The sequence below is a fragment of the Pseudoxanthomonas koreensis genome (assembly GCF_010093225.1).
GTDB classification, from domain to species: Bacteria; Pseudomonadota; Gammaproteobacteria; order Xanthomonadales; family Xanthomonadaceae; genus Pseudoxanthomonas; species Pseudoxanthomonas koreensis.
This window is the reverse complement of record NZ_PDWM01000021.1, coordinates 1-24,072: the sequence shown is the minus strand read 5'-3', so window position 1 is coordinate 24,072 and position 24,072 is coordinate 1. Positions and strand designations below refer to the sequence as shown.

General features: G+C 72.4%; 15 protein-coding genes. 5 read left to right on the top strand and 10 right to left on the bottom strand.

Annotated elements, in window-relative coordinates:
* Positions 1–16 precede the first annotated feature (16 nt).
* Positions 17–4,972 (top strand): alpha-2-macroglobulin family protein, encoded by a 4,956-nt coding sequence (locus CSC64_RS08050; protein ID WP_162434836.1) that lies wholly within the window; start codon positions 17–19, stop codon positions 4,970–4,972.
* Positions 4,973–5,044: 72 nt separating this feature from the next.
* Here the strand turns inward: CSC64_RS08050 and CSC64_RS08045 are convergent, their stop codons facing one another.
* Positions 5,045–6,322 (bottom strand): alpha/beta hydrolase, encoded by a 1,278-nt coding sequence (locus tag CSC64_RS08045; RefSeq protein ID WP_162434807.1) that lies wholly within the window; start codon positions 6,320–6,322, stop codon positions 5,045–5,047.
* A 229-nt stretch (positions 6,323–6,551) separates the two neighbouring features.
* On the opposite strand from CSC64_RS08045, the gene CSC64_RS08040 reads away from it, so the two are divergent.
* Positions 6,552–7,394: an esterase/lipase family protein gene (locus tag CSC64_RS08040; protein WP_162434806.1), complete on the top strand. Its 843-nt coding sequence runs from the start codon at positions 6,552–6,554 to the stop codon at positions 7,392–7,394.
* A 532-nt stretch (positions 7,395–7,926) separates the two neighbouring features.
* Here the strand turns inward: CSC64_RS08040 and cspE are convergent.
* The 6 genes from cspE to CSC64_RS08010 all read right to left on the bottom strand — a co-directional run bounded on the left by cspE (position 7,927) and on the right by CSC64_RS08010 (position 12,256).
* Positions 7,927–8,133 carry a transcription antiterminator/RNA stability regulator CspE gene (cspE, locus tag CSC64_RS08035; RefSeq protein ID WP_052629532.1) on the bottom strand — a complete coding sequence of 69 codons (207 nt, stop codon included), beginning with the start codon at positions 8,131–8,133 and terminating at the stop codon, positions 7,927–7,929.
* A gap of 141 nt (positions 8,134–8,274) precedes the next feature.
* Positions 8,275–9,015, bottom strand: a complete 741-nt coding sequence (locus CSC64_RS08030; protein ID WP_162434805.1) for an S-methyl-5'-thioinosine phosphorylase — start codon at positions 9,013–9,015, stop codon at positions 8,275–8,277.
* 7 nt (positions 9,016–9,022) lie between these two features.
* Positions 9,023–9,607 (bottom strand): hypoxanthine-guanine phosphoribosyltransferase, encoded by a 585-nt coding sequence (locus CSC64_RS08025; protein ID WP_162434804.1) that lies wholly within the window; start codon positions 9,605–9,607, stop codon positions 9,023–9,025.
* Between the two features lie 43 nt (positions 9,608–9,650).
* The gene (gene nagZ / locus CSC64_RS08020; RefSeq protein ID WP_162434803.1) at positions 9,651–10,652 is read right to left on the bottom strand and encodes a beta-N-acetylhexosaminidase; all 1,002 of its coding nucleotides are present in this window, start codon (positions 10,650–10,652) and stop codon (positions 9,651–9,653) included.
* Positions 10,653–10,880: 228 nt separating this feature from the next.
* Positions 10,881–11,567, bottom strand: coding sequence for a DsbA family oxidoreductase (locus CSC64_RS08015; protein WP_162434802.1), 687 nt, complete (start codon positions 11,565–11,567; stop codon positions 10,881–10,883).
* 176 nt (positions 11,568–11,743) lie between these two features.
* On the bottom strand, positions 11,744–12,256 hold the full coding sequence (locus CSC64_RS08010) for a CYTH domain-containing protein (RefSeq protein ID WP_162434801.1): 513 nt from the start codon (positions 12,254–12,256) through the stop codon (positions 11,744–11,746).
* Between the two features lie 172 nt (positions 12,257–12,428).
* Between CSC64_RS08010 and CSC64_RS08005 the strand changes: the two genes are divergently transcribed.
* Together CSC64_RS08005 and CSC64_RS08000 are read left to right on the top strand one after the other, a co-directional pair.
* Entirely contained in the window at positions 12,429–14,495 is a 2,067-nt protein-coding gene (locus tag CSC64_RS08005) for a GGDEF/EAL domain-containing response regulator (protein ID WP_162434800.1), read from the top strand.
* Between the two features lie 79 nt (positions 14,496–14,574).
* Positions 14,575–16,242 carry an acyl-CoA dehydrogenase family protein gene (locus CSC64_RS08000; RefSeq protein ID WP_162434799.1) on the top strand — a complete coding sequence of 556 codons (1,668 nt, stop codon included), beginning with the start codon at positions 14,575–14,577 and terminating at the stop codon, positions 16,240–16,242.
* Positions 16,243–16,396: 154 nt separating this feature from the next.
* On the opposite strand, the gene CSC64_RS07995 is transcribed toward CSC64_RS08000, so the two are convergent.
* From CSC64_RS07995 to CSC64_RS07980, 3 genes are all read right to left on the bottom strand, one after another.
* Complete coding sequence (locus CSC64_RS07995) at positions 16,397–18,229, bottom strand: ABC transporter transmembrane domain-containing protein (protein WP_162434798.1); 1,833 nt, start codon at positions 18,227–18,229, stop codon at positions 16,397–16,399.
* Positions 18,229–18,834 carry an IMPACT family protein gene (locus CSC64_RS07990; RefSeq protein WP_162434835.1) on the bottom strand — a complete coding sequence of 202 codons (606 nt, stop codon included), beginning with the start codon at positions 18,832–18,834 and terminating at the stop codon, positions 18,229–18,231. The genes CSC64_RS07995 and CSC64_RS07990 overlap by 1 nt, the downstream gene beginning before the upstream one ends.
* 1,298 nt (positions 18,835–20,132) lie before the next feature.
* The gene (locus tag CSC64_RS07980; RefSeq protein ID WP_484573152.1) at positions 20,133–20,678 is read right to left on the bottom strand and encodes an RNA polymerase sigma factor; all 546 of its coding nucleotides are present in this window, start codon (positions 20,676–20,678) and stop codon (positions 20,133–20,135) included.
* 217 nt (positions 20,679–20,895) lie between these two features.
* On the opposite strand from CSC64_RS07980, the gene CSC64_RS07975 reads away from it, so the two are divergent.
* A complete protein-coding gene (locus tag CSC64_RS07975) occupies positions 20,896–23,856 on the top strand; it encodes a bifunctional diguanylate cyclase/phosphodiesterase (protein WP_162434796.1) in 2,961 nt (986 codons plus the stop codon).
* The last annotated feature ends 216 nt before the right edge of the window (positions 23,857–24,072 follow it).

Here is a 24,072-nt window from a genome sequence, read left to right as displayed (position 1 = left end):
GGCGGTCGGGCAAGGGATGGCGCGTGATGGCGTAGGCCGTTTCGCATGGGTCGCGCTGGCGCTGCTGGTGCTGCTGGCGACGGGCTGCCGCCGAGACCCCGGCGGGCAGTTGCCCGAAGTGGGCGGCGAGAAGCTGCAGGCCAAGCGCGAGCAGGTCGAAGGCTTCGCCCTGGTCCGCGCCTGGCCGGACCAGGCGGATGGGCAGCTGGCGCTGGCGCTGGAGTTCTCGCGGCCGCTGGTCGGCACCCAGGATTTCGATGCGCTGCTCAAGGTCGAGCCGGCCGGCACCGACGCCAGCGGCTGGTCGCTGTCCGACGATGGCAAGACCCTGCGCTATCCCTTCGTCGAGCCGGCGCGCGACTACACCGTCACCATCGCCGCCGGCCTGCTCGCCGCCGACGGCAGCCGCCTGGAGACGGCGCTGGAAAAGACCGTGCATACCGGCGAGCTGGAACCGGTGGCCGGTTTCGCTTCGCAGGGCAGCGTGCTGCCGGCGCGCGAGAGTCGCGGCCTGCCGGTGGTGTCGGTGAACGTGGCGGAAGTGGACGTGGAATTCCTGCGCGTGCGCGACGACGCACTGCCGCGGTTCTTCGCCCAGTTCCAGCGCGGCGGCCGCCGCGGCGGCTGGGAGCTGGACCGCGAGTACGACGAGCGCACCTCGCTGCGCGACCTGGCCGAACCGGTCTACCTCAACCGCTTCGTCCTCGGCGGCGAGCGCAACGAGCGGGTGCTCAACTACCTGCCGGTGCAGGAAATCGCCCAGCTGCAGCAGCCGGGCCTGTACTTCGCCGTGCTGCGCCAGCCCGGACGCTTCGCCGACCGCTACGAGACCGCGTTCTTCACCGTCAGCGACGTAGGCCTGCACGCGCGCGCCTACCGCGACACGCTGTACGTGCACACCGCCTCGCTGCACGACGGCGCGCCGCTGAAGGGCGTGGAGCTGCGCGTGCTCGACGGCAACGGCGAGGCGCTGCTGAAGTCGGCCACCGATGGCAATGGCAACGCGTTGCTGGACTACCGGCTCGACGCCGGCCAGGTGCTGGTCGCGCGGCGCGGCAAGGACGTGTCGCTGCTGCCGTTCAACCAGCCGGCGCTGGACCTGTCCGAGTTCGCGGTCGGCGGCCGCGCGCAGGCGGACTTCGACGTGTTCGCCTGGTCCGGGCGCGACCTGTACCGGCCAGGCGAGACCGTGCGCCTGTCGGCGCTGCTGCGCGACGGCGACGGCCGCGCGCTGCCGGCGGCGGCGGGCGACAAGGCCGCTAGCGGCCAGCCGCTGTTCCTGCGGCTGAAGCAGCCGGATGGCCGCGTGTTCCGCGAGACCCGGCTGGAACCGGGCGCGCAGGGCTATTACGCGTTCGAGCAGGCGATCCCCGCCGACGCGCCCACCGGGCGCTGGCAGGTCGAGTTCCGCACCGACCCGGCGGGCAAGGACGTGGTGCAGGGCATGACCCTGCGCATCGAGGAATTCCTGCCGGAGCGGCTGAAGCTGGACCTGTCCACGCCGCCGGGCCAGCAAACGCTGAAGCCGGGCGAGGCGCTGCAGTTGCGCGCCGACGCCGCCTATCTCTATGGCGCGCCGGCGGCGGGCAACCGCTTCAGCGCGAAGCTGGCGCTGGCGGTGGCGCGGCAACCGCTGCCGGGCAGGCTGCCGGGCTTCGTGTTCGGGGATCCGACGGTGCCCCTGCCGACCGCGCCGCGCGACGTGCTCGACACCACGTTCGATGCGCAGGGCCGGATCGAGTCCCCGCTGGCGCTGCCCGAGGAAGCGGCCAAGGCGATGACGCCGGTGCAGGTGACCGTCGCCGGCAGCGTGCACGAGAGCGGCGGCCGCCCGGTCAGCCGCAGCCTGCAGCGGGTGCTGTGGCCGGCGCCGGCGCTGGTCGGGGTGCGCCCGCTGTTCGACGAAGAGGACGGGGCCGATGCCAATGCCAGTGCGCGCTTCGAACTGGTGCGGGTGGACGCGCAGGGCAGGCCGCAACCGGCGAAGGGGCTGAAGCTCACCCTGGTGCGCGAACTGCGCGACTACCACTGGCGCCACGACGACGACGGCGGCTGGGACTACGACTTCACCCGCCGCTTCGAGGACGTGGAAACCCGCACGCTCGACGCCGGCGCCACCGCGGCTCGCTTCGACTTCGCGGTGGAATGGGGCGAGTACCGCGTCGACGTGCTCGATCCGGCCACCGGGTTGACCATGCGCTACCCGTTCCGCGCCGGCTGGAGCTGGGGCGACGACAACCGCGGCCCGGACGCGCGCCCGGACAAGGTCAAGCTGGCCCTGGACCGCACCGGCTACCGCGCCGGCGACACCCTGGAAGTGACGGTGACCCCGCCGCATGCCGGCCGCGGCGTGCTGCTGGTGGAAAGCGACCGCCTGCTGCACGTGCAGGAGATCGAGCTGCGGGGCCAGGACGGCAAGGCCTCCGGCCGCTTCACGATCCCGGTGACCGCGGACTGGGAGCGGCATGACGTGTACGTCACCGCGCTGGTGTTCCGCGGCGGCTCGGCGGCCAGCCAGGTGACCCCGGCGCGTGCGGTCGGCGTGGTCCACGTGCCGATGCGCCGCGACGACCGGCGCGTGGCGGTGGGCCTGCGCTTCCCGGCGCAGAGCCGGCCGCAGCAGGACCTGCCGGTGACGGTGAGCGCGCCGCAGCTGGCCGGGCGCAAGGCGCACGTCACCATTTCGGCCACCGACGTCGGCATCCTCAACATCACCCGATTCGCGGTGCCCGATGCCAGCGCGCACTTCTTCGGACAACGCCGCCTGGCCACCGATGCCTACGACGTCTACGGCCGGGTGATCGAGAGTTTCGCCGGTGGCCAGGCGCGGCTGCGCTTCGGTGGCGACCTGGCGCTGGAGGCCTTGCCGCAGGCGCGGCGCCCGACCGCGCGGGTGCAGACGGTGGACCTGTTCTCCGGCCCGGTGGCGCTGGACGCGCAGGGCAATGCGCGGCTGAAGCTGCCGTTGCCGGATTTCAACGGCACCCTGCGCGTGTCGGCGCTGGTGTATTCCGACGACCGTTACGGCAAGCGCGACGGCGAGGTGCTGGTGCGCGCGCCGGTGGTGGCCGAAGCGGGCATGCCGCGGGTGATGGCGCCGGGCGACCGCGGCGCGGTCAGCCTGGACGTGCAGAACTTCAGCGGCAAGTCCGGCGAGTTCCGCGTCCGCGTCGAGGGCGAGGGGCCGCTGGCGGTGGCCGAGGGCGAGCGCCGCCTGCGCCTGGACGACGGCGCCAAGGCCACGCTCTCGTTCCCGCTGCAGGCGCGGCCGGGCAACACGGTGGCGAAGGTACGCGTGCGCGTGGACGGTGGCGGCTACGCGGTGGATCGCCGCTACGACCTGCCGGTGCGCGCGGCCTGGCCGGGCGTGCTGCGCGCCGAGGCGCGCACGCTGGAGGACGGCGTGCCGCTGCTGCTGGACGCATCGCTGGCCGAAGGCCTGGTCCCGGAGACGGTGCAGGCGCGGCTGCGGGTCACCGCTTCGCCACCGATCCCGTTCGCCAGCGCGCTGCAGGGCCTGCTCGACTACCCGTACGGCTGCGCCGAGCAGACCACCAGCAAGGGCTATGCGGCGCTGGTGATGGACGCGGCCACCGCCAGCCGGCTGGGTGCGACCGGGCTGGAGCCGGCGGCGCGGCGCGCGCGCATGGAAGGCGCGTTCGGCCGCCTGGCGGCGATGCAGGCCGGCAGCGGGCATTTTTCGATGTGGGGCGGCGACGGCGATACCGAGCCGGCGCTGACGCCGTACATCGTCGACTTCCTGCTCGACGCGCGCGAGGCCGGGTTCGCCGTGCCGGATGGCGTGCTGCAGAAGGCGCTGGACCGGCTTTCCGAGGACCTGCTCGCCGGCGGTGCGCAGTTCTACGGCCGCGACCACCGCGAGCACCTGCGCTTCGCCAACCGCGCCTACGCCGGCTACGTGCTGGCGCGGGTCAACCGCGCGCCGCTGGGCACGCTGCGCGCGCTCTACGCCCAGGAGAAGGGCAGCAGCCTCCCCGGCCTGCCGCTGGTTCAGCTGGGCCTGGCCCTGTCGCTGCAGGGCGATGGCAAGCGGGGCGCATTGGCAGTTGCCGACGGCTTCGCCCGCGATCCCGACCAGCGCCCGCAGTGGCTGGGCGACTACGGCAGCCGGATCCGCGACGACGCACTGATGGTCGCGCTGCTGCACGAGCGCGAGCGCGCCGACGCGAAGGACGACGCCCGCGCGGTCGACCTGGCCCGCGTGCTGCGCGCGCGCCGCGACGAAGGCCGCGGCCGGCTGTGGCTGAGCACCCAGGAACAGATGGCGCTGGCGCGGCTGGGCCGGGCGCTCGACGCTGGTGGCGGGCGCGCGCTGGCCGGGCGCTACGTGGGCGCGGGCGAAACCGTGGAACTCGGGCCTGCCGCTGTGTTCGCGCGCAGCCTCGACCATGCGGCGCTGGCGCGCGGCGGGCGCTTCGAGCCGCAGGGCGGTCCGTACTTCGCCAGCATCGAGATCGCCGGCATTCCGGCCCAGGCACCGGCCGAGGACAAGCGCAGGGTCGGCATTGCCCGCGACTGGTTCCTGCCCGACGGCACGCCGTGGAAGGGCGGCACGCTCAAGGAGGGCCAGGTGCTGGTCGCGCGCCTGACCGTGCAGGCGCAGGACGCGATGCGCGACGCACTGGTCACCGACCTGCTGCCGGCCGGGCTGGAGGCGGAGAACCTCAACCTCGGCGACGGCGCGGCGTGGGACGGCGTGCAGATCGAGGGCGTGGCCCTGTCCGACCGCGCCAGCCAGGCCGAACTGCGCCACGAGGAGTACCGCGACGACCGCTACGTGGCGGCGCTGTCGCTGGGGCAGGGCGCCACCGCGCGGCTGTACTACCTGGTGCGCGCGGTGACCCCGGGCAGCTACACCGTGCCACCACCGCAGGCCGAGGACATGTACCAGCCGACCCTGCGCGGCACCGGCGTGGCGCGTCCCGCCACGATCACCATCGCCGACCCGTAGAGCCGGGCTTGCCCGGCTGTTCCACTAGGGGTGCGGCGCGGGTTCGGGAAACGCAGCGGGGCAAGCCCCGCTCTACGGGGCGGGGTCGCGCCGGGCGGCGGTCTGCACGAGGTCGTCCATCACGCCGTCCAGCCGGGCTTCGTAGTCGACGGGGAAGCTCCAGTACTCGAGCCCGTCGCCGGTGCGGTTGCGCTGCAGCCCGCGCTGTTCCGGCGGCATGTGGAACAGCATCTTCAGCAGCACGTCGCTGCTGACCCAGGGGTGGTCGTACCAGAAGATGTGCGAGCGCCGCTCCATGCCCGGCAGGTCGCCGGCGCGCGCCGAGACCAGGTCGAAATCCAGCTGGCGCGAGGCTTCGGCCATCCACTGCGCCTGCTCTTCGTCGAGCTCGTTCGGGTCCGGCCGCCCGGCGCGCGAGCCGCGCTGGTGCAGGCGCGACAGCACCAGCACCGAGTCGCGCATGTTCACCGTCACCGTCACCCGCTCGGGCCAGCCGTGGTAGACCTGCAACTCGCGCACGAAGGTGCGGAAGTCCGCATCCGGCGCCGGGAAATAGACCTCGCCCAGGCGCACCGAAGCCGGATCGTAGCCGGGCGCCGGCGTGCCCAGGATCGCCAGCCCTGGCGAGGCGACCATGGCCCCGGAGCTGTAGGCGATCACGTCGATGTGCCGCGCGCGGGTGTGCTGCGCCAGCATCCGCACCAGTTGCGCGAACGCCGGCGCGGTCTGGCCGGCCTTGGACACGTCGTGCGAGAAGCGCATGAAGTTCTCGGCCGACGGCCAGATGTAGGACAGCACCACCGAGTTGCGCCCGGTGAAGTGGCGGTACTGCGCGGCCTGCGCGGTGGCGCGGCCGACGCTGGTGTTGGCGCCGTGCACGTAGATGGTCAGGTCCGGATCGGCGGATTCGGCGAGCGCCTGGTCGATCCGGGCCAGGTACGCCAGTGCTTCGGCGCCCGGCGAGGCCGGGTCGGCGCCGATGGCGACCGTGGCCTGCTGGTCCATCGAATTGACCAGCAGTTGCGGGCGCCGTTCGGCCGAAGCGCTGGTCGACTGTTCGTACAGCCAGTCCCACGACTGCGCGCCACCGCCGATGTCGAGCGTGGCCACGCCCAGGTTCAGTTCGTCGCCCGGGAACACCGTGTACGCCGGTGCCGCGTCCGGACCGAAGGCCAGGCGGTTGGTGGCGTAGAACACCTGGATCCGCGCACTGCGGTCGAGGTTGGCGTTGGCGGCGAACAGGTTGTGTTCGCCGTTGAGGAACAGCGCCGGCGCCGGCATCAGCCGCACCGGCGGCTGGCAGGCGGTGAGCGCGAACAGGGCGGCCAGGCAGACGGCAGGACGGATCACATCGATTCCCCGGAGTGGTGACGCGTGGAGGGCGCTGGACCCCTGTCGCCGCGGATGCGGTCGTCGCGCCGGGCAGGCAGGCGGCACCGGCGCCAGCCAGTTGTAGCAGAGGCCACCGGGCGGAGGAACCGGGCCGGCGCTGGCCGTCGCCGCCGGCGCACTGGCCTTATAGTCCCGTCGACGGCCTGGCGCGAGCGCGGGACCACGGAAACGAAAGGAAGGGGATGCGATGGCGACCGGATCACCGGGGTGGCTGTGGTTCCGGTGCCGGTGCGGCATCCCCGGGGCTGCACTTGCCTGGGTCCTGGCGCTGCTGGCGGGCCTGGCCACTGTCCCGACGGCCGCGACCGCAGCCCCGCCGGCACTGCCGCAGGCGCACGACCCGCAACCGTACCCGCCCGCCAGCGGCCAATGCGTGGTCCTGCTGCACGGCCTGGGCCGGACCTACCGCTCGATGGCACGGATCGAATCCGCACTGCGCGACGCCGGCTACGCCACCGCCAACATCGACTACCCCTCGCAGAGCCAGACCATCGAAGCGTCCGCGCGGTTCGCAGTCCCGCAGGGCCTGCGCCAGTGCCGTCAGGCCGGTGCGCACACGACCCACTTCGTCACCCACTCCATGGGCGGAATGCTGCTGCGCTACTACCTGTCCGGCCAGCCGATCGAAGGCCTGGGCCGGGTGGTGATGCTCGGCCCGCCCAACCAGGGCAGCGAAGTGGCCGACGCACTCGCCGGCACGCCGCTCTACGACCGCATCAACGGCCCCGCCGGCGCCCAGCTGGTGACCGGCCCCGACGGCATCGCGGCGCGGCTGGGCCTGGCCGCTTTCCCGCTGGGCATCATCACCGGCAACGAGCAGACGGCGATCGACAGCGTCCTGGCCACGCGCATCCCCGGCGAGAACGACGGCAAGGTCGCGGTCGAGCGGGCGAAGCTGGAAGGCATGCACGATTTCCTGGTCCTGCCGGTCAACCACACCTTCATGGTGATGGACGAGGTGGTCATCGCCCAGGCGCTGCACTTCCTCCGCCACGGCCGGTTCCTGCACGAAATCCAGCCGTCGTCGTGATCGCGCGCCCGGCAGGTTCCTCTCCCGATCGTCCTGGGCTTCCGTAGCAAAAGAGCTGAAAGCATCCGGTTGCGCCGGCTACGGTGGGGGCCGCCGTTCTGCCGCACTGGGGGTCGTCGCTCACGTCGGCGTCCCTGCCTCAGTTCGCGAGCGCGGCACATCCATGTGCCGCTCGACCCCCAATGCGACAGAACGACGTCCTCTAGCGACGTTGAGTCCACGGCTTCGGTAGGCCAATAGAAGCCACGCCCCAAAAGGTCGCGAAGGACGCCGTACCTTGGGTATATGGCCCAAGTGGCACATGGATGTGCCACGGCCCTTCGTAAAGACAGGATGTCGTCCCGAAGGGTGGGCCATATACCCAAGGTGCGGCGGCCCCCGCCGGAGCCGACGCTTTGAAGGTTTCCAGATGCGGCGGCCCCCGCCGGAGCCGACGCTCTTGCTTCCAGTCGAGGTATCCCCAAGCCAGAAGTGCGTCAACAAAAAACCCCGCCTCGCGGCGGGGTTCAGCACGACTGCGGCGAGTGCCAGGTCAGTCGAGCGGAGTGATGTTGGACGCCTGCGCGCCCTTCGGGCCCTGGGTGACCTCGTAGCTCACCCGCTGTCCTTCCCGGAGGGAGCGGAAACCCTTGGAGTTGATCGCGGAGAAATGTGCGAACACATCCGCGCTGCCATCTTCCGGCGAAATGAAGCCGAAACCCTTGGCGTCGTTGAACCACTTGACGGTACCGTTGGCCATGATGCTGCGTAGTCCTTGCGATTGACGGAATGCGGCGGGGTGGTGGGCCGCGCCGCGGAGTATGCAAAGCCCGCGGACCGTTGACAATCGCCGCAGCGGCGGACGCCGCCGCCGATACCGCTACCAGCGGGCCGTGCAACCTCAGCCGCGCGCCAGTTCCGCGACCAGTTGCGGCAGGCCGGCCGAAGCGGCGGCAACGTTCTCCAGCACTTCGTCCAGGGTGATTTCGCGCGCATCGCCGCAGCCCGCCGCCCAGTTGGCCACGATCGCCAGGCAGGCGTAGTCCAGGCCAAGCTCGCGCGCCAGTCCCGCCTCGGGCATGCCGGTCATGCCGACCAGGTCGCAGCCGTCGCGGCGCATGCGCGCGATCTCCGCGCAGGTTTCCAGCCGCGGCCCCTGGGTGGCGCCATAGCAGCCGCCATCGACCACCTGCACGCCGGCTGCCTGCGCCGCCGCCAGCAGCTGGTGCCGGAACGCCGGCGTGTAGGGATGGCTGAAGTCCACGTGCAGCGCTTCGCCTTCGCCGTCCCAGAAGCTGGATTCGCGGCCCCAGGTGTAGTCGACCAGCTGGTCCGGGCAGGCCAGCACGCGCGGACCGTAGCCGTCGGTGATGCCGCCCACGGTGTTCAGCGCCAGCACCCGCGTCGCGCCGGCCTGCCGCAGCGAGTGCAGGTTGGCGCGGTAGTTGACCCGGTGCGGCGGCAGCGCATGGCCTTCGCCGTGGCGGGCGAGGAACGCGACCCGCGCCTGGCCCAGGCGGCCGATCCGCAGCGGCCCGGACGGCGCGCCATACGGCGTCTCGAAGTACCGGCTCTCGACATCCTCCAGCGCGGCCAGGCGATAGACGCCGGTGCCGCCGATCACTGCCAGCGCGATGTCCATGCCCGCCTCATTCCTTCAGCGCGTAGATGCCCGGCAGGTTGCGGCCCTGCTCGTGGTAGTCCATGCCGAAGCCGAACACGTAGCGGTCCGGCAGGTGCAGGCCGACGTAGTCGGCGCGGACACCCTCGACGCAACGGTCGTGGTCCTTGACCGTGAGCGCGGCGATGCGCACGTCGGTGGCGCCCTGCTCGATGCACCAGCGGCGCACCTCGGCCAGGGTGTGGCCTTCGTCGAGGATGTCGTCGGCGATCAGCACGCGGCGGCCGTACAGCGAGGTGGCCGGGCGGTGCTTCCAGACCAGTTCGCCGCCCTGGTTGGTGCCGCGGTAGCGGGTCGCGTGCAGGTAGTCGAACTGCAGGTCCAGGCCGCGCGCGCCCAGTTCCAGCGACAGCTGGCCGGCGAAGGGCAGGGCGCCGTGCATCACCGTCAGGAACACCGGCACGAAGCTGTCGCCCAGGCGGTGCGGCGGGACCTCGCCGATGTAGTCGGCGGCGATCCGGTCGGCCATCTGCGCGATGGCCGCGTCGATGACGGGGCGGTCGACCAGCAGGTCGGACTTCTCGAGGACTTCGGCGATCAGGAGTTCGGACATCGGGAAAGGCTACCGGAAAGGAGTGCGGGTGTGGCGGGAAGGATCAGGCCAGCGTAGCGGGCGGCAGGCGCGACTGCGCGTCGTTGTAGCGGGTGTCGGCGAGCAGGCCGTCCCAGCCCAGCGCGCCGCGGCCGATCAGGCCGGTGAGCGCGGCGGTGTTGAGGGCGCGGCCTTCGACCGCGCGCAGCGATTCCTCGACCAGTTCGGGATGGCAGACCAGGACCACGTCGCAGCCGGCGTCCAGGTGGGCGTCGATCCGCGACTTGACCCCGCCGGCCGAGAACGCGGCGGCCATGCCGATGTCGTCGGAGAAGACCACGCCGCGGAAGCCCATTTCCTGGCGCAGGATGTCCTCGATCCAGAACTTCGAATAGCCGGCCGGCTCCGGCGCCACCGCCGGGTAGGCCACGTGCGCCATCATCACCGCGTCGGCGCCGGCCTCGATGCCGGCCACGAACGGGACCAGGTCCTCGGCGCGCAGCACGTCCAGCGGGCGCGGGTCGATGGCGTCGTCGAAGTGGGTGTCCTCGAGCACGGTGCCGTGGCCGGGGAAATGCTTGAGCGTGGCGGCCATGCCGACGCTGTGCATGCCGCGCACGTAGGCGCGGGTGAACGCGGCGACCACCTGCGGGTCGTCGCTGAAGGCGCGGTCGGCGATGGCGCGGTTGCCGCGGGCCAGGTCGACCACCGGGGCGAAGCTCAGGTCCACGCCACTGGCGCGGATCTCGCTGGCCATCAGCCAGGCGTGCTCTTCGGCCAGCGCCAGCGCCGCCTGCGGATCGCGGCGGTAGATGGCATCGAACTGCTGCAGCGGCGGCAGCGCGCTGTAGCCGTCGCGGAAGCGCTGCACGCGGCCGCCTTCCTGGTCCACGCAGAGCAGCTGCGGGCGCGGCGCAGCGGCGTGGATCGCGGCCGACAGCTCGGCGACCTGGTCGCGCGAGGCGAAATTGCGCTTGAACAGGATCACCCCGGCGACCGCGTCGTGCTGCAGCCAGGCGCGCTCCTGCGCGGTCAGTTCGGTGCCGGCGACGCCGATCACGAGCATGCGTTGGAACTCCGGATCATGCGCGGTCCGCGCGCCGGGGCATTGTCGCAGATGCGGGCGGCAGGCTGGGTGGGGCGGCTTGGGTGGCGCCTTGCCCTTCTGTAGGTGCTCCCTTCAGGGGCGACCCGGTGGCGTCCGCACGCAGCCGCGCCCATCGCGACCGCTCCGGCGGACTTGCGTCGAACCCGGCGTATTCAAAGGGCCTCGGGTCGCCCCTGAAGGGAGCTCCTACAGGGAGCAGCCGTCGGGGCCGCAGGCGTCCGCGGGCGGAGGTGCCGGCGGTGCGTCGGAAAGGGCCTGGCGCAGCGCCTGGGCGAACACCTCCGGCGCCTGCCCGCCCTGCACGGCGTAGCGGCCGTCGATGACGAAGGTCGGCACCGCGCGGATGCCCATGGCCTGGGCCTGGGCCAGCTGCGCGCGGACTTCGGCCAGGCCTTCGTCCGAACCGAGCATGGCTTCCACGCGCGCGGCTGCCAGGCCGCCGGCGGCGCCGGCCTCGACCAGGGTCCGCGGATCGGCCAGGTTGCGGCCTTCGGCGAAGTGGGCGCGGAACAGCGCTTCGCCCACCGCCTGCGCATCGCCTTCGCGCGCGGCCAGCCACATCAGCCGGTGCGCGGGCAGGGTGGTGACCCGGACCTGGCCGCGTTCGAAATCCATCGGCAGGCCTTCGGCGCGCGCGGTGGCCTGGGTCTGGGCGAGGATCTGCTCCGTCCGCTCGGCAGTGCCGAACTTGGCCGCATAGGCTTCACGCAACGGTACCGGCGCGGTGCCGGCATCGGGATCGAGCTGGAACGGATGCCAGTGCACGTCCAGTGCCGGCGCCTCGGCGCCCAGCGACTGCACGCCACGCTCGAAGCGGTGCTTGCCGATCCAGCACCAGGGACAGACCACGTCGGACCAGATGTCGATTCTCATGCCACGAAGATGGGGCCGGTTGTGCCCTTCCGCAAGCGGTGGGTCCCTGTAGGAGCCCACTTCAGGGGGCGACCCGGTGGCGCCGGGTGACGCAGCGTTCAACGCGCCGCATCCGGAGGAGTCGCGTCCAACGCAGGCTTCGGACAGGCTGTCGGGTCGCCCCCTGAAGTGGGCTCCTACAGGGGGGCGGTGCGTTCTTCGGTGGACCAGGCCGAGTAGGGGCGCTCGGCCAGGGCCAGGTTGTAGTAGCGGGCGAGGTCGGTCACTTCCGCGCCCAGCCATCGCGGTCGCGCGTAGGGCTCGTCGGCGGAATCCAGTTCCAGCTCGGCCACCACCAGCCCGGCGTTCGCGCCGAGGAACTCGTCCACCTCCCACAGGTGGCCTTCGTGCTCGACGTAATGCCGGTTCTTCTCCACCAGTCCGCCCGTGCACAGCGCCAGCAGCTGGCGCGCGTCGTCCACCGGGATCGGATAGTCGAACTCCTGCCGGGTGTGCCCGCGTTGGCGCGACTTGAGGTTGAGGAACGCAAGGTCGCCCTCGATCCGGACGCGGACCGAGGCCTTCTGCAGGCCACCCTCGACCGCAGCCAGGTCGTTCAGGTAGCCCTGCGCCATCGGTTGCACGCGGCTGGCCGCCGCACGCCAGCCTTCATCGACGACCAGGAACTTGCGTTCGATCTCGATCCCCATGCCCGGTCTCCTTCCGCCTTGCGCCCGCGATGGGCGGGGCCGGCGCATATCCTAGCGGGGCCGCGCCACCTGCCGGGTGACGCGCGCCGGCTTTCGCGCAGCGCGGCATGGACGCCCCCCGTGGCCATCGTGTATTAAACCGGCTCCCCTGGTGCTTTCCCCCGGTTCCCGCATGCAGAAAGACAGCGCGATGCGCCTGCTCATCGTCGACGACCGCGTGGAGGACGCCGAAGCGATCGTCAGCACCCTGCGCAACGGCGGAATCGCGGTGCGCCCGCTGCGGCCGCAGAACCCGGCCGAACTGGCGCAGATGGTCGCGGCGCAGCCGATCGACCTGGTCCTGGCCTCCGACACCCCGGCCATGCCGCTGGACGAGGTCCGCGCCCAGGTCGCCGCCAGCGGCAAGGACCTGCCGCTGCTGCTGCTGGTGGACCGGATCGACGAGGCCGCGGTGCTGGGCACCCTCGGCGGCGCCGCCCGCGGGCTGGTGCTCAAGCACAACCCGGAGCACCTGCTGGAGACCCTGAAGCGCGAATGGGCCGACCTGGAGGCGCGGCGCGGCCTGCGCCGGCTGGAGGCGCAGGTGCGCGAGACCGAGCGCCGCTGCGATTCGCTGATCGCCTCCTCGCGCGACCCGATCGCCTACATCCACGAAGGCATGCACATCCGCGCCAACGACGCCTACCTGGAGATGTTCGGGTTCGAGTCGTTCGAGGACGTGGAGGGCATGTCGCTGCTGGACCTGGTCGGGCCGCAGCACGTCGAGGGCTTCAAGCAACTGCTCAAGTCGCTGTCCAAGGGCGAGCCGCCGCCGCCGGAATACCTGATGGAGGCGCGCCACATCGACGGCAGCACCTTCCCGGCGAAGATGGAGTTCGCCACCGCCACCTACGAGGGCGAGTCCTGCGTGCAGGTGGTGTTCCGCCGCCGCGAGGAGCTGGACCCGGAGCTGGCGCGCGAGGTCGAGGAACTGCGTCGCCGCGACCAGGTCACCGGTTTGCTCAACCGGCCAACCTTCATGCACCTGCTCGAGGACGCGGTCGCCGCGGCCGGCCGCGACGGCGGCCAGTACGGCTTCCTGCTGGTCGAGCCGGACCACTACGCGCGGCTGCTGCCGGACATCGGCCTAGATTCGGCCGACGCGCTGATCGCGGCGCTGGCCGAGCGCGTGCGCACCTCGGTCGATGCCGGGGTCAAGGTCGCGCGCTTCGGCGAGCACAGTTTCGCCCTGCTGCTGGAAGGCAACCATGCGCGCACCCGCGCGGCCGCCGATGCGCTGCGCGAGGCCTTCGCCACCCATGTGTTCAGCGTCGGTACGCGCTCGGTCACGGTGACCGCCAGCATCGGCGGGGTGCAGGTCGGCGAGAAGATCGCCAGCATCCCGCAGATCCTGGGCAAGGCGAACCAGTGCGTGCACGCGGCGATCGAGCTGGGCGGCAACACGGTGCAGGTGTTCGACCCGGGCGCCGCCGACCGCGCCGAGGAAGAGCGCGTGCAGCTGTGGGTGGAGCGCCTGCGCCAGGCCCTGGTCGGCGAGGGTTTCGTCCTGCACTGGCTGCCGGCGATGAACCTGCAGGGCGAGCCTGGCGAACTGTACGAGGCGCACCTGCGGGTGGACGCCAATGGCGAGCTGGTCACGCCTTCGGGCTTCCTCGGCATCGCCGAGGAGCACGGCCTGCTCGGCGAGATCGACCTGTGGGTGGTGCGCCGCGCGATCGCGGTGCTGGGCGAGCGCGAGCGCGCCGGCCGCCAGACCCGGCTGCTGGTGCGGATGAGCCCGGCTTCGTTCGCCAGCGCCGAAATGGTCGAACTGATCCGGCGCGAACTGGACGCGCAGGGCGTGCCGGGCGAGCGGCTGTGGCTGGCGGCGCCGGAAGCCAAGGTCTTCACCCACCTGCGCAACGCACAGCAGTTCCAGGCCGCGGTGGCGCCGCTGGGGTGCCGGCTGGGGCTGGAGCAGTTCGGCTCGGGCCTGGATTCGTTCCAGTTGCTGTCGCACCTGAAGCCGGCGTTCTTCAAGATCGATCCGGCCCTGACCGGCGAGATGGGTCGGCCCGGCGAAGCGCAGGACAAGGTCCGCGAGATCACCACGCGGGCGCGCCAGGAGGGCATCACCACCCTGGCCGGGGACGTCGACGACGCGCAGGCGATGAGCCAGCTGTTCAGCGCCGGCGTGGATTTCGTCGCCGGTGGCTTCGTCGCGCCGGTGGGCGCGGCGATGAACTTCGACTTCGGCTGAGCGCGGACCCGGCGATCGTGCCGGGATCCTGGCGGGGCGGAAACCGGCTCCCGGCCATTCGCGCAGGAGGGCTTCCACCATGCACGAGCTGCCGCCGTTCGAGACCCACCGCGTCGACAACACGCCGCCGCCGTTCGAGCCGCGCGACCTGTGGGCCGACGATGCCGCGTTGCGCGAAGGACTGGCCCACGCCGGTGTCGCGGCACATGCCGGCGCGGTGCAGGACTACGCGCGCCTGGCCGGCGACGAACTGTACCGGCTCGGTTTCGACGCCAACCGCGACCGGCCGCGGCTGCGCACGCACGACCGCCAAGGCCGGCGCATCGACACGGTCGAGTTCCATCCGGCCTACCACCGGCTGATGGAGCTGGCCAAGGCGCACGGCGTGGCCGGCCTGTCCTGGCACGCCGCCGCCGGCGAGCCGCCGCCGGGCGCGCAGGTGGCGCGCGCGGCGCTGAGCTACCTGCACCACCAGGCCGAGGCCGGCACCAGCTGCCCGCTGACCATGACCCACGCCGCGGTACCGGTGCTGCGGGGCGTGCCGGCATTGCGCGAATGGGCCGACAAGGCCGCCGCGCCGTACTACGACCCGCGCGACGTGGCGATGGCCGACAAGCGCGGCCTGCCCCGGGGCATGGGCATGACCGAGAAACGGGGCGGCTCGGCCGTGCGCGCCAACCCCCCCACCGCCATGCCGTTGCCCGGTGGCGATGCGTATGCGCTGGTCGGGCACAAGTGGTTCTTCTCCGCGCCGATGTCCGACGGCTTCCTGGTGCTGGCGCAGGCCCCGGGCGGGCTGACCTGCCTGCTGATGCCGCGGCGCCTGGACGACGGCGCGAAGAACGCGTTCCGGCTGGTGCGGCTGAAGGACAAGCTCGGCGACTGGTCCAATGCCTCCAGCGAGGTCGAGTTCTGCGGCGCGCGGGCCTGGCCGGTCGGCGCGGAAGGACGCGGGGTGCAGACGATCATCGCGATGGTGATGCTGACCCGGCTCGACTGCATGCTCGGTGCCGCGGCCGAGGTGCGCATGGCCCTGGCCCATGCGCTGCACCATGCGCGCCACCGCGTCGCGTTCGGCCGCCCTCTGGTGGCGCATCCGCTGATGGCCAACGTGCTGGCCGACCTGTCGCTGGAGTCGGAGGCGGCCACCGCATTCGCCCTGCATGTCGCGGCGGCGGTGGAGCGCTCGGCAGGCGACCCGCAGGCGGCCGCGTACGCGCGCATCGCCACCGCGGCCGGCAAGTACTGGCTGTGCCGGCGCGCGCCGGCACTGGTCAACGAGGCGCAGGAGTGCCTGGGCGGGGCGGGTTACGTCGAGGAGTCGATCCTGCCGCGGCTGTACCGGCAGGCGCCGCTCAATTCGATCTGGGAAGGCAGCGGCAACATCCAGTGCCTGGACGTGCTGCGTGCGCTGGAGCGCGAGCCCGGCGCGATGCCGGCGCTGCGGTTTGCGCTGGAGCAGGCGGCGGCGCGGCATCCGCTGCTGGAGCGGGAGGCGTCGCGGCTGCAGGGGCTGCTGGCCGGAGCGGAACAGCAAGGTGGCGCGGAGGCCCTGGAGCCGCGTGCGCGCCTGCTGGTCGAACGGCTGGCGTTGCTGCTGCAGGCCTCGACCCTGTTCGCGGTGGGCAGCTCGCTGGCCGGCGCCTTCGCGCGCAGCCGCCTCGGCGGCGAACACGGCCTGGCCATGGGCACGCTGCCCACCGACCTCGACTTCGATGCCATTCTCGAGCGTGCGCTGCCCCTGTAGGAGCCCACTTCAGGGGGCGACCCGATGGCGCCTGGATGCGCCACGTTCAACGCGCAGTCTCCGGACACGCCGCGTCAAACGACGCTGCGGACGGCTCCGTCGGGTCGCCCCCTGAAGTGGGCTCCTACAGGAAGCGATCCAGCGCGCCACGCGCTCAGTCCAGGAACTGCAGCCGCGCCAGCTCCGCGTACAGGCCGCCTTGCGCGAGCAGTTGCGCGTGGGTGCCTTCGGCCACGATCCGGCCGTGGTCCATCACCACGATGCGGTCGGCGCGCAGCACCGTGGCCAGGCGGTGGGCCACCACCAGGGTGGTGCGGCCGCGCATCAGGTTTTCCAGCGCGTGCTGCACGGCGCGCTCGCTCTGCGCGTCCAGCGCGCTGGTGGCCTCGTCCAGCAGCAGCACCGGCGCATCCCGGAGCAGGGCGCGGGCGATGGCGACGCGCTGCTGCTGGCCGCCGGACAGGCGCGCGCCGCGTTCGCCCAGTTCGCTGGCGTAGCCCTGCGGCAGCGCCTCGATGAAGCCGTCGGCCTCGGCTGCGGCGGCCGCGGCGCGGACCTCGGCGTCGCTGGCTTCCAGCCGGCCATAGCGGATGTTGTCGATCGCGCTGGCGGCGAACAGCACCGGATGCTGCGGCACCAGCGCCACCTGCTCGCGCAGCGCCGCCGGGTCGGTGTCGCGCAGGTCGACGCCGTCGATGCGCACGCTGCCCGACTGCGGGTCGTGGAAGCGCAGCAGCAGCGACAGCACCGTGCTCTTGCCCGCGCCCGAAGGACCGACCAGGGCCACGGTCTCGCCGGGGCGCACGTGCAGGTCGAAACCTTCCAGCGCCGGCGCGTCCACGCGCCCGGGATAGTGGAACACCACCTGTTCGAAACGGATCTCGCCGCGCAGCGGCGAGGGCAGGGCGACCGGGCGTGCCGGGGCGGCCACCAGCGGCTGCTCCTGCAGCAGTTCGGAAATGCGGCCCATGCCGCCGGCGGCGCGCTGCAGTTCGTTCCAGACCTCGGCCAGGGCGCCGACCGAACCGCCGCCGATCAGCGCGTACAGCACGAACTGGCCCAGGGTGCCGGCGCTCATCGTGCCGTCCATCACCTGGTGCGCGCCGGACCACAGCACCAGCACGATCGCGCCGAACACCAGCACGATGGCCGCGGCGGTCACCGCTGCCTGCGCGGCGATGCGCCGCCGCGCGGTGGCCACGGCCACGTCCAGTGCCGCGCCGAAACGGCCGCGCTCGTAGGGCTCGCGGGCGTAGGCCTGGACCGTGCGCACCGCGCCCAGGGTCTCGGCGGCCAGCGCGTTGGCGTCGGCGACCCGGTCCTGGCTGGCGCGCGAGGCCTTCTCCAGGCGCCGCGCACCGAGCACGATCGGCAGCACCGACAGCGGGATCCCCACCAGCGAGTACGCGGCCAGGTGCGGGCTGGTCACGAACAGCATCACCAGCGCGCCGACCACGGTCACCGTGCTGCGCAGGGCCACCGACATGGTGGTGCCGATCACGCTGCGCAGCAGTTCGCTGTCGGCCGACAGGCGCGAGACCAGTTCGCCGCTGCGGCTGCGGTCGTGGAAGGCCGGGTCCAGCGCGATCAGGTGTGCGTAAAGCTGGCCGCGCAGGTCGGCCACGACCTTTTCGCCCAGCAGCGACACGAAGAAGAAGCGCGCCGCCGTGGCCACCGCCAGCACGACCGCGACCACGAACAGCAGGCCGAAGGCCTGGTTGATCTGGGCGCCGCCGCCGAAGCCGTGGTCGATCATGTAGCGCACCGCCACCGGCAGGCTCAGGGTGGCGCTGGAGGATGCCGCCAGCGCCACCAGCCAGGCGCCGAACAGGGCGCGATGGCGGGCCACGAACGGCCACAGCGTGCGCAGGCTGCCGAGCTTGCGCAGGCGGCCACCGCGCGCGGCGGCGGCGTCGTTGCCGGTGTCGCCGCCGGTACCGTTGCCATCGCCGCGGGCGTTGCGGTCGGACGAGCCGTGGAAGGCCATCAGGACGCCTCCGTCGCCGTCGCCGGGATGGCGAAGCGCACCCGGTCGCGGGTGGCATCGCGCAGGCGCGATTGCAGCGCGGCGGCCTCGCCGGCGGGCAGGCGCAGCGACAGGTGCGCGCCATCGGCCTCGAAGCGCTCGCCGGTCTTCTCCGCGGCGTGTGCGTGCAGCGCGGCGTGGACGGTGCCGAGGTCGTCGAAGGCGCAGGCCAGTTCCAGCTCGACCATCTCCACCAGCGGCTGGCGCGGGGCCAGGCGCAGGCATTCGGCCGCCGCGCCGCCGTAGGCGCGGACCAGGCCGCCGGCCCCGAGCTTGGTGCCGCCGAACCAGCGCGTCACCACCACCGCGACGCGGTCGTAGCCCTGTCCGTCGATCGCGGCCAGGATCGGGCGCCCGGCGGTGCCCGCAGGTTCGCCATCGTCGCTGGAACGGTAGTCCTGGCCGATCCGCCAGGCCCAGCAGTTGTGGGTCGCGTCCGGATCGGACACGCGGCCGATGAAATCCAGCGCCGCAGCCGGTGCATCCACCGGGGAGGCCTGGGCGAGGAAGCGGCTGTGCCGGATTTCGATGGCGTGGGAGGCCGGGGCGGCGAGCGTGTCGGTCATTTGCCCGCGTATTGTAGCCGGGCCGGAGGTTGCGCTCGCCGCGGGGGCGCAGGGCAGCAGCGCACGCAGGTCCTCGGGCACCGCCACGGCCGGGTGCGCCTGCGCGAAGCGAGCCAGGCTGGCACGGGCCAGTGCAACGTCACCGCGGTCGCGATGCGCGCGGATGTTCTGCAGCCATTGCGCCGCGGGCAGGCTTGCATCGGCTTCGAGCCGGGCCAGGTCGTCGGCGTCCAGGCCAGCGGCCTGGCCGGCGAAGGCGTCGGTGGTGGGCGGTGTGGCGATCCGCTGCAGATCATCAGGCGCGGCATCGTCCATCCACACCGTCGGGGCCGTTTCGCCCGCTGCGGGCGTTGCTGCCGGCGCCGCGGCAGGCGCCGCCGCGGCAGGCGGAGCGGGTGGTGCCGGCGGCGCTGGCGACGCAGGCGCGGGGAAGGCGCTGGGCACGGCCTGGCGGGCCGCCTTTTCGCTGCGCTGCGCGGAGCGCTGTGCCGCCGCGGCGACTGCGGCTTCGTGTTCGCGTGCGCGCGCCGCTTCGCTGGACGTCGCAGGCAGTGGCGATTGCCGCAGCTCCGGCGCCGGGGTCTCCACGAATCCGCCAGCGTCGGCGGCCGGTGCCGGCGCGGGCGGCTGCGAAGCTTCGTGCGGCGCTGCGGCGGCCGCCTGGCGTGCGGCCTTCTCGTTGCGCTGGGTGGCGCGGCGTTCGGCGGCGGCGATCGCGGCCTCGCGCTCCTGCGCGTGCGCGGCGGCCTTGGCCACGGCGGCATCCGCTGCTGCGGTGGCTGCGGCACCCGCATCCGCTTCCTGCATGCGCGCCACTGCCTGTGCCTCGCCGGCAAGGGTCGGTTCCGCCGGCTTCGCTGCTGCCACGCTGCCTGTCGTGCCTGCGGCAGCCGGGACCGGAGTACCGGAGGTATCCGCAGCGCCGGCTGCAGCCGCCTGTGGCGACGCGGCCACGGGCGCGGCCGCCGCAGCGGAGGCTTCATCCGCAGCTTCCATCGCCACCCGCGCCTGGCCGGGCACCGGCGGCGGTTCGCGCAGTTGCCAGGCCACGCCCACGGCGAGCGTCACCGAAGCCGCCAGTCCCAGTCCCAGCGGCCAGCGACGCGGGCGCCGCCGGCGTGTGCCGCCGGACGGAGCGGTCGCCGGCACTGGAGTGCCGGCATGCGCCGGTGCTGCGGCCGCGCGCGCCGCGGCGAGGATGCGCGCATCCAGCGCAGCCGGCGGCCCGGCGGCTTCCGCATCGTCGAGCAGGCGCGCCAGGGCGCGCTCTTCCGGATCCAGGGGTTCGTGCCGGCGATTCATGGGTTCAACCTCGCGCGCAGCTTGTCCATCGCATAGCGCAGCCGCGACTTGACTGTTTCCCGGCCGACGCCGGTGATGCGCCCGATTTCGTCCAGGCTGAGTTCCTGCTGCAGGCGCAGCAGGACCGCCTCGCGCTGGTCCTCGGGCAGTTCGTCCAGTGCTTCCTGCAGGCGCAACCGGGTCTCGTCGCGGCTGGCCAGGCCTTCCGGATCGTCCGGGTCGGCCAGCGCGGCGGTGCGCAGGTCGGCGTCGGCCGGCGCCGGCGGGCGGTGCCGCTGCGCGCGCCAGTGGTCGTTGAGCCGGTTGTGCGCGATCCGGTACAGCCAGGTGGCGAAGGCCGCGTCGGGGCGCCAGCCGGCGCGCGCGGCGATCACCCGTTGCCAGACATCCTGGTACAGCTCCTCGGCCAGCGGCCGGTCGCGCAGCTGGCCGAGCATGAAACGGAACAGCGGTCCGCGGTGGCGCGCGTACAGCGCCTCGAACGCGCCGGTGTCGCCACTGGCCCAGGCGAGCATCAGCGCTTCATCGTTCGATCCGGCCACGGGTTGGTCCATGGCCGCCAGCCTACGGTTCCACGCGCGCGGTGCAAGCACGGACGCATCCGCGGGCCCTGCGTCGATGCGCTGCGTGGTGGTACGGAGCGGGGACGGGCAGGCAGGGTGGACGCAGGGCGCGAGCGCGGGCGGCAAGGCGAAATCGATGGCCATGTGGGCAGTAACGGACGTGTAATCCGGCCGGGGTTGCGCCGCTGGCGCACGGATGGGCCGCAATGTAATCAGGAGGGCGTTATGCTGGGCAGAAGGGGACGCGGTCGGGGATGCCTTGAGTCCAGCAGTCACAGTCGAGGGCGCGCCGCCGTTGCCGGCGACGGCAGGCCCGCGTACATCGCTCGAGCGGGCCACGGCCACGCTGTACGCGCTCCTGCCCGATCGCGCGCAACTGGCGGTGGGCTGGCGCGACCCGGTGCTGGGCAGCCACGTCCTGGTCGAGCCCGTCCTCCAGGCTGGGCCGGCGCGGCGGCTGGAGCTGGCCCTGGCCGAGGCTGGCACGCTGGCCGCCGAACCGGGCCTGCTTTCGTTGGCCTGGACCGACGCGGAGGACGCGCGCCTGTCGCTGGTGGCGCGGCTGCCGGAGGACATGGACGCCGCTTCCCGCGATGGCTGGCTGGCCACGGCCCGGACCCTGCTCGGCTCGGCGCTGGAGGCGACCCGCGCGCAGGCGCGGGTGGACAAGCTGGAAAAGTCGCGGCTGTTGCAGCAGGCGCTGTACGAGATTGCCGAGCTGGCCAGCGCCGAAGTGGAGATGGGCGAGCTGCTGCACCGCCTGCACGCGATCATCGGCTCGCTGATGTACGCGCCCAACTGTTACATCGTCACCTACGACGAGGAACGGCAGTCGGTCCGTTTCCTCTACTTCGCCGACGAGGCCGACCAGTACCTGCCCGATCCCGAGCAGGAGTGGACCGAGGAGGAGATGCCCAACAGCCTGACCTTCGCCCTGCTGCGGCACGGGCGGGCGCTGCGCGGCCCCTCGAACCTGATCCGGCGCAAGCTGCAGGTCCGGCACAGCGAGGACCAGGGCCCCGACAGCCACGACTGGCTGGGCGTGCCGATGAAGCGCGGCGGCCGCGTCGGTGGCGCGATCGTGGTGCAGAGCTACGACCGCCCGGCCTGCTACACCGACGAAGACCGGGCCTTGCTGGGCTACGTCGCCCAGCACGTGCTCACCACCATCGACCGCCGCCAGGCGCAGGTGGAACTGGAACGCCGCGTGCGCGAGCGTACCGTGGAGCTGCAGCACGCCAACCGTGAACTGCAGGAGGAGGTGGTCGAGCGCCAGCGCGCCGAGCGCCTGCAGCATGCGCTGTTCCGCATCACCGAGATGGCGATGAGCTCCGAGTCGCTGGAGCAGTACTACGCCAAGGTCCATGCGGCGGTGGACGAGCTGATCTACGCGCGCAACTTCTACATCGCCCTGCTCGGCGAGGACGAGGAATCGATCGACTTCGTGTACTCGGTCGACGAGAAAGGCGACCACCGGCCGACCCGCAGGCTCAGCAACGGCCTGACCGAATACGTGCTGCGTACCCGCGAGCCGGTGCTGGCCGACCGCGACGGGATCGACGCGCTGGCGCGCCGCGGCGAGGTCCGCGAGTACGGCATCCAGGCCTTCAGCTGGCTGGGCGTGCCGCTGCACCGCGACGGCGAAGTGGTGGGCGTGATCGCGGTGCAGAGCTACACCCAGGACATCCGCTTCACCAGCGACGACCAGCGCCTGCTCACCTTCGTCGCCCACAACATCAGTAATGGCCTGGCCCGGCAGCGTGCCCAGGAGCGGCTGCGTGCGGCCCACGCCGAGCTGGAACGGCGCGTGGCCGAGCGCACCATCGAACTGGAGGCGGCCAACGAGCAGCTGGTCGCGCAGATCGGCGAGCGCATGCGCGCCGAGCAGCGGCTCACCCACCAGGCCCTGCACGACACCCTCACCGGGCTGCCCAACCGCGCCTACCTGCTCGACTGCATGGCCAACGCGATCGAGCGCGCGCAGCTGGGCGACGGCATGCCGTTCGCGGTGCTGTTCCTGGACATCGACCGCTTCAAGCTGGTCAACGACTCCATCGGCCATGCCGCCGGCGACGAACTTCTGGTGGAAGTGGCCAAGCGGATCGTCTCGGCGATGCGCGCCGAGGACGTGGTCGCGCGCCTAGGCGGCGACGAGTTCGCGATCCTGGTCCACTGCCCGGACGGCAGCGAAAGCGTGCGCGACCTCGCGCCGCGGCTGCTGGCGATCATCGGCCGCCCGCTGTGGGTGGCCGGGCGCGAACTGTTCCCCTCGGCGAGCATGGGCGTGGCCCTGTGGCACCCGCGCTACAACAGCGGCGAGGAGTTGCTGCGCGACGCCGACGCCGCCATGTACCGGGCCAAGAACGAAGGCCGCGACCGCTACGCGATCTTCGACGAGGCCATGCGCGAGCAGGCGGTGCGCAGCCTGGACCTGGAGGCGGACCTGCGCCGGGCGATCATCAGCCGCGACTTCCTGCCGTACTACCAGCCGATCGTGCGCCTGGAGGATGGCGCGGTGGTCGGCCACGAGGCACTGCTGCGCTGGCGGCACGAGCGCCATGGCCTGCTGCCACCGGCCGCGTTCATCGCCCTGGGCGAGGAGAGCGGCCTGATCGAACAGGTGGACTGGCAGCTGTACGAGCAGGTGATCGGCGAGCTGGCGCGCGGCGGCAGCGGCTACATCTCGGTCAACGTCTCGCCGCGGCATTTCCGCTCGCCGGATTTCGCCGACCGCCTGCTCGGCCTGCTGCAGTCCGCCGATGCCGACCCGGCGCGGCTGCGGGTGGAGATCACCGAGGTGGCGCTGCTGGACGACGCGCCGCGCACCCTGCGCATCCTCAACACCCTGCGCGAACACGGCGTGCTGGCGCAGCTGGACGATTTCGGCACCGGTTTCTCGGCGCTGTCCTACCTGCACAGGTTCCCGATCTCGGGGCTGAAGATCGACCGCAGCTTCGTCGCCGGCCTTGACGAGTCCGGCCGCCAGGAGAGCCTGGCCCTGGTCCGCGCGATCCTGGCACTGGCCGGCACCCTGGGCATCGAGACGGTGGGCGAGGGCATCGAGACCGAGACCCAGCGCGGGATCCTGCGCGAACTGGGCTGCAACTGCGGGCAGGGCTTCCTGCTCGGCCGCCCCGCCGAACGCCGCCTCCTGTAGGAGCTCCCTTCAGGGGCGACCCGACGCCGTTGGAAGGTGCCGCGTTCAGCGCGGGACTTCCGGGCAGGTCGCGTTTGCACGAGGCTGCGTCCACCCCCGGGTCACCGCCTGAAGGGAGCCCTTGCAAGGGTGCTGCAGGGCACTCGGTTCGGGCGCCGTTGCCGCAGCCCGTCTAGAATGCGCGCATGTCGCACGACGCCGTCACCCGCCCCACAC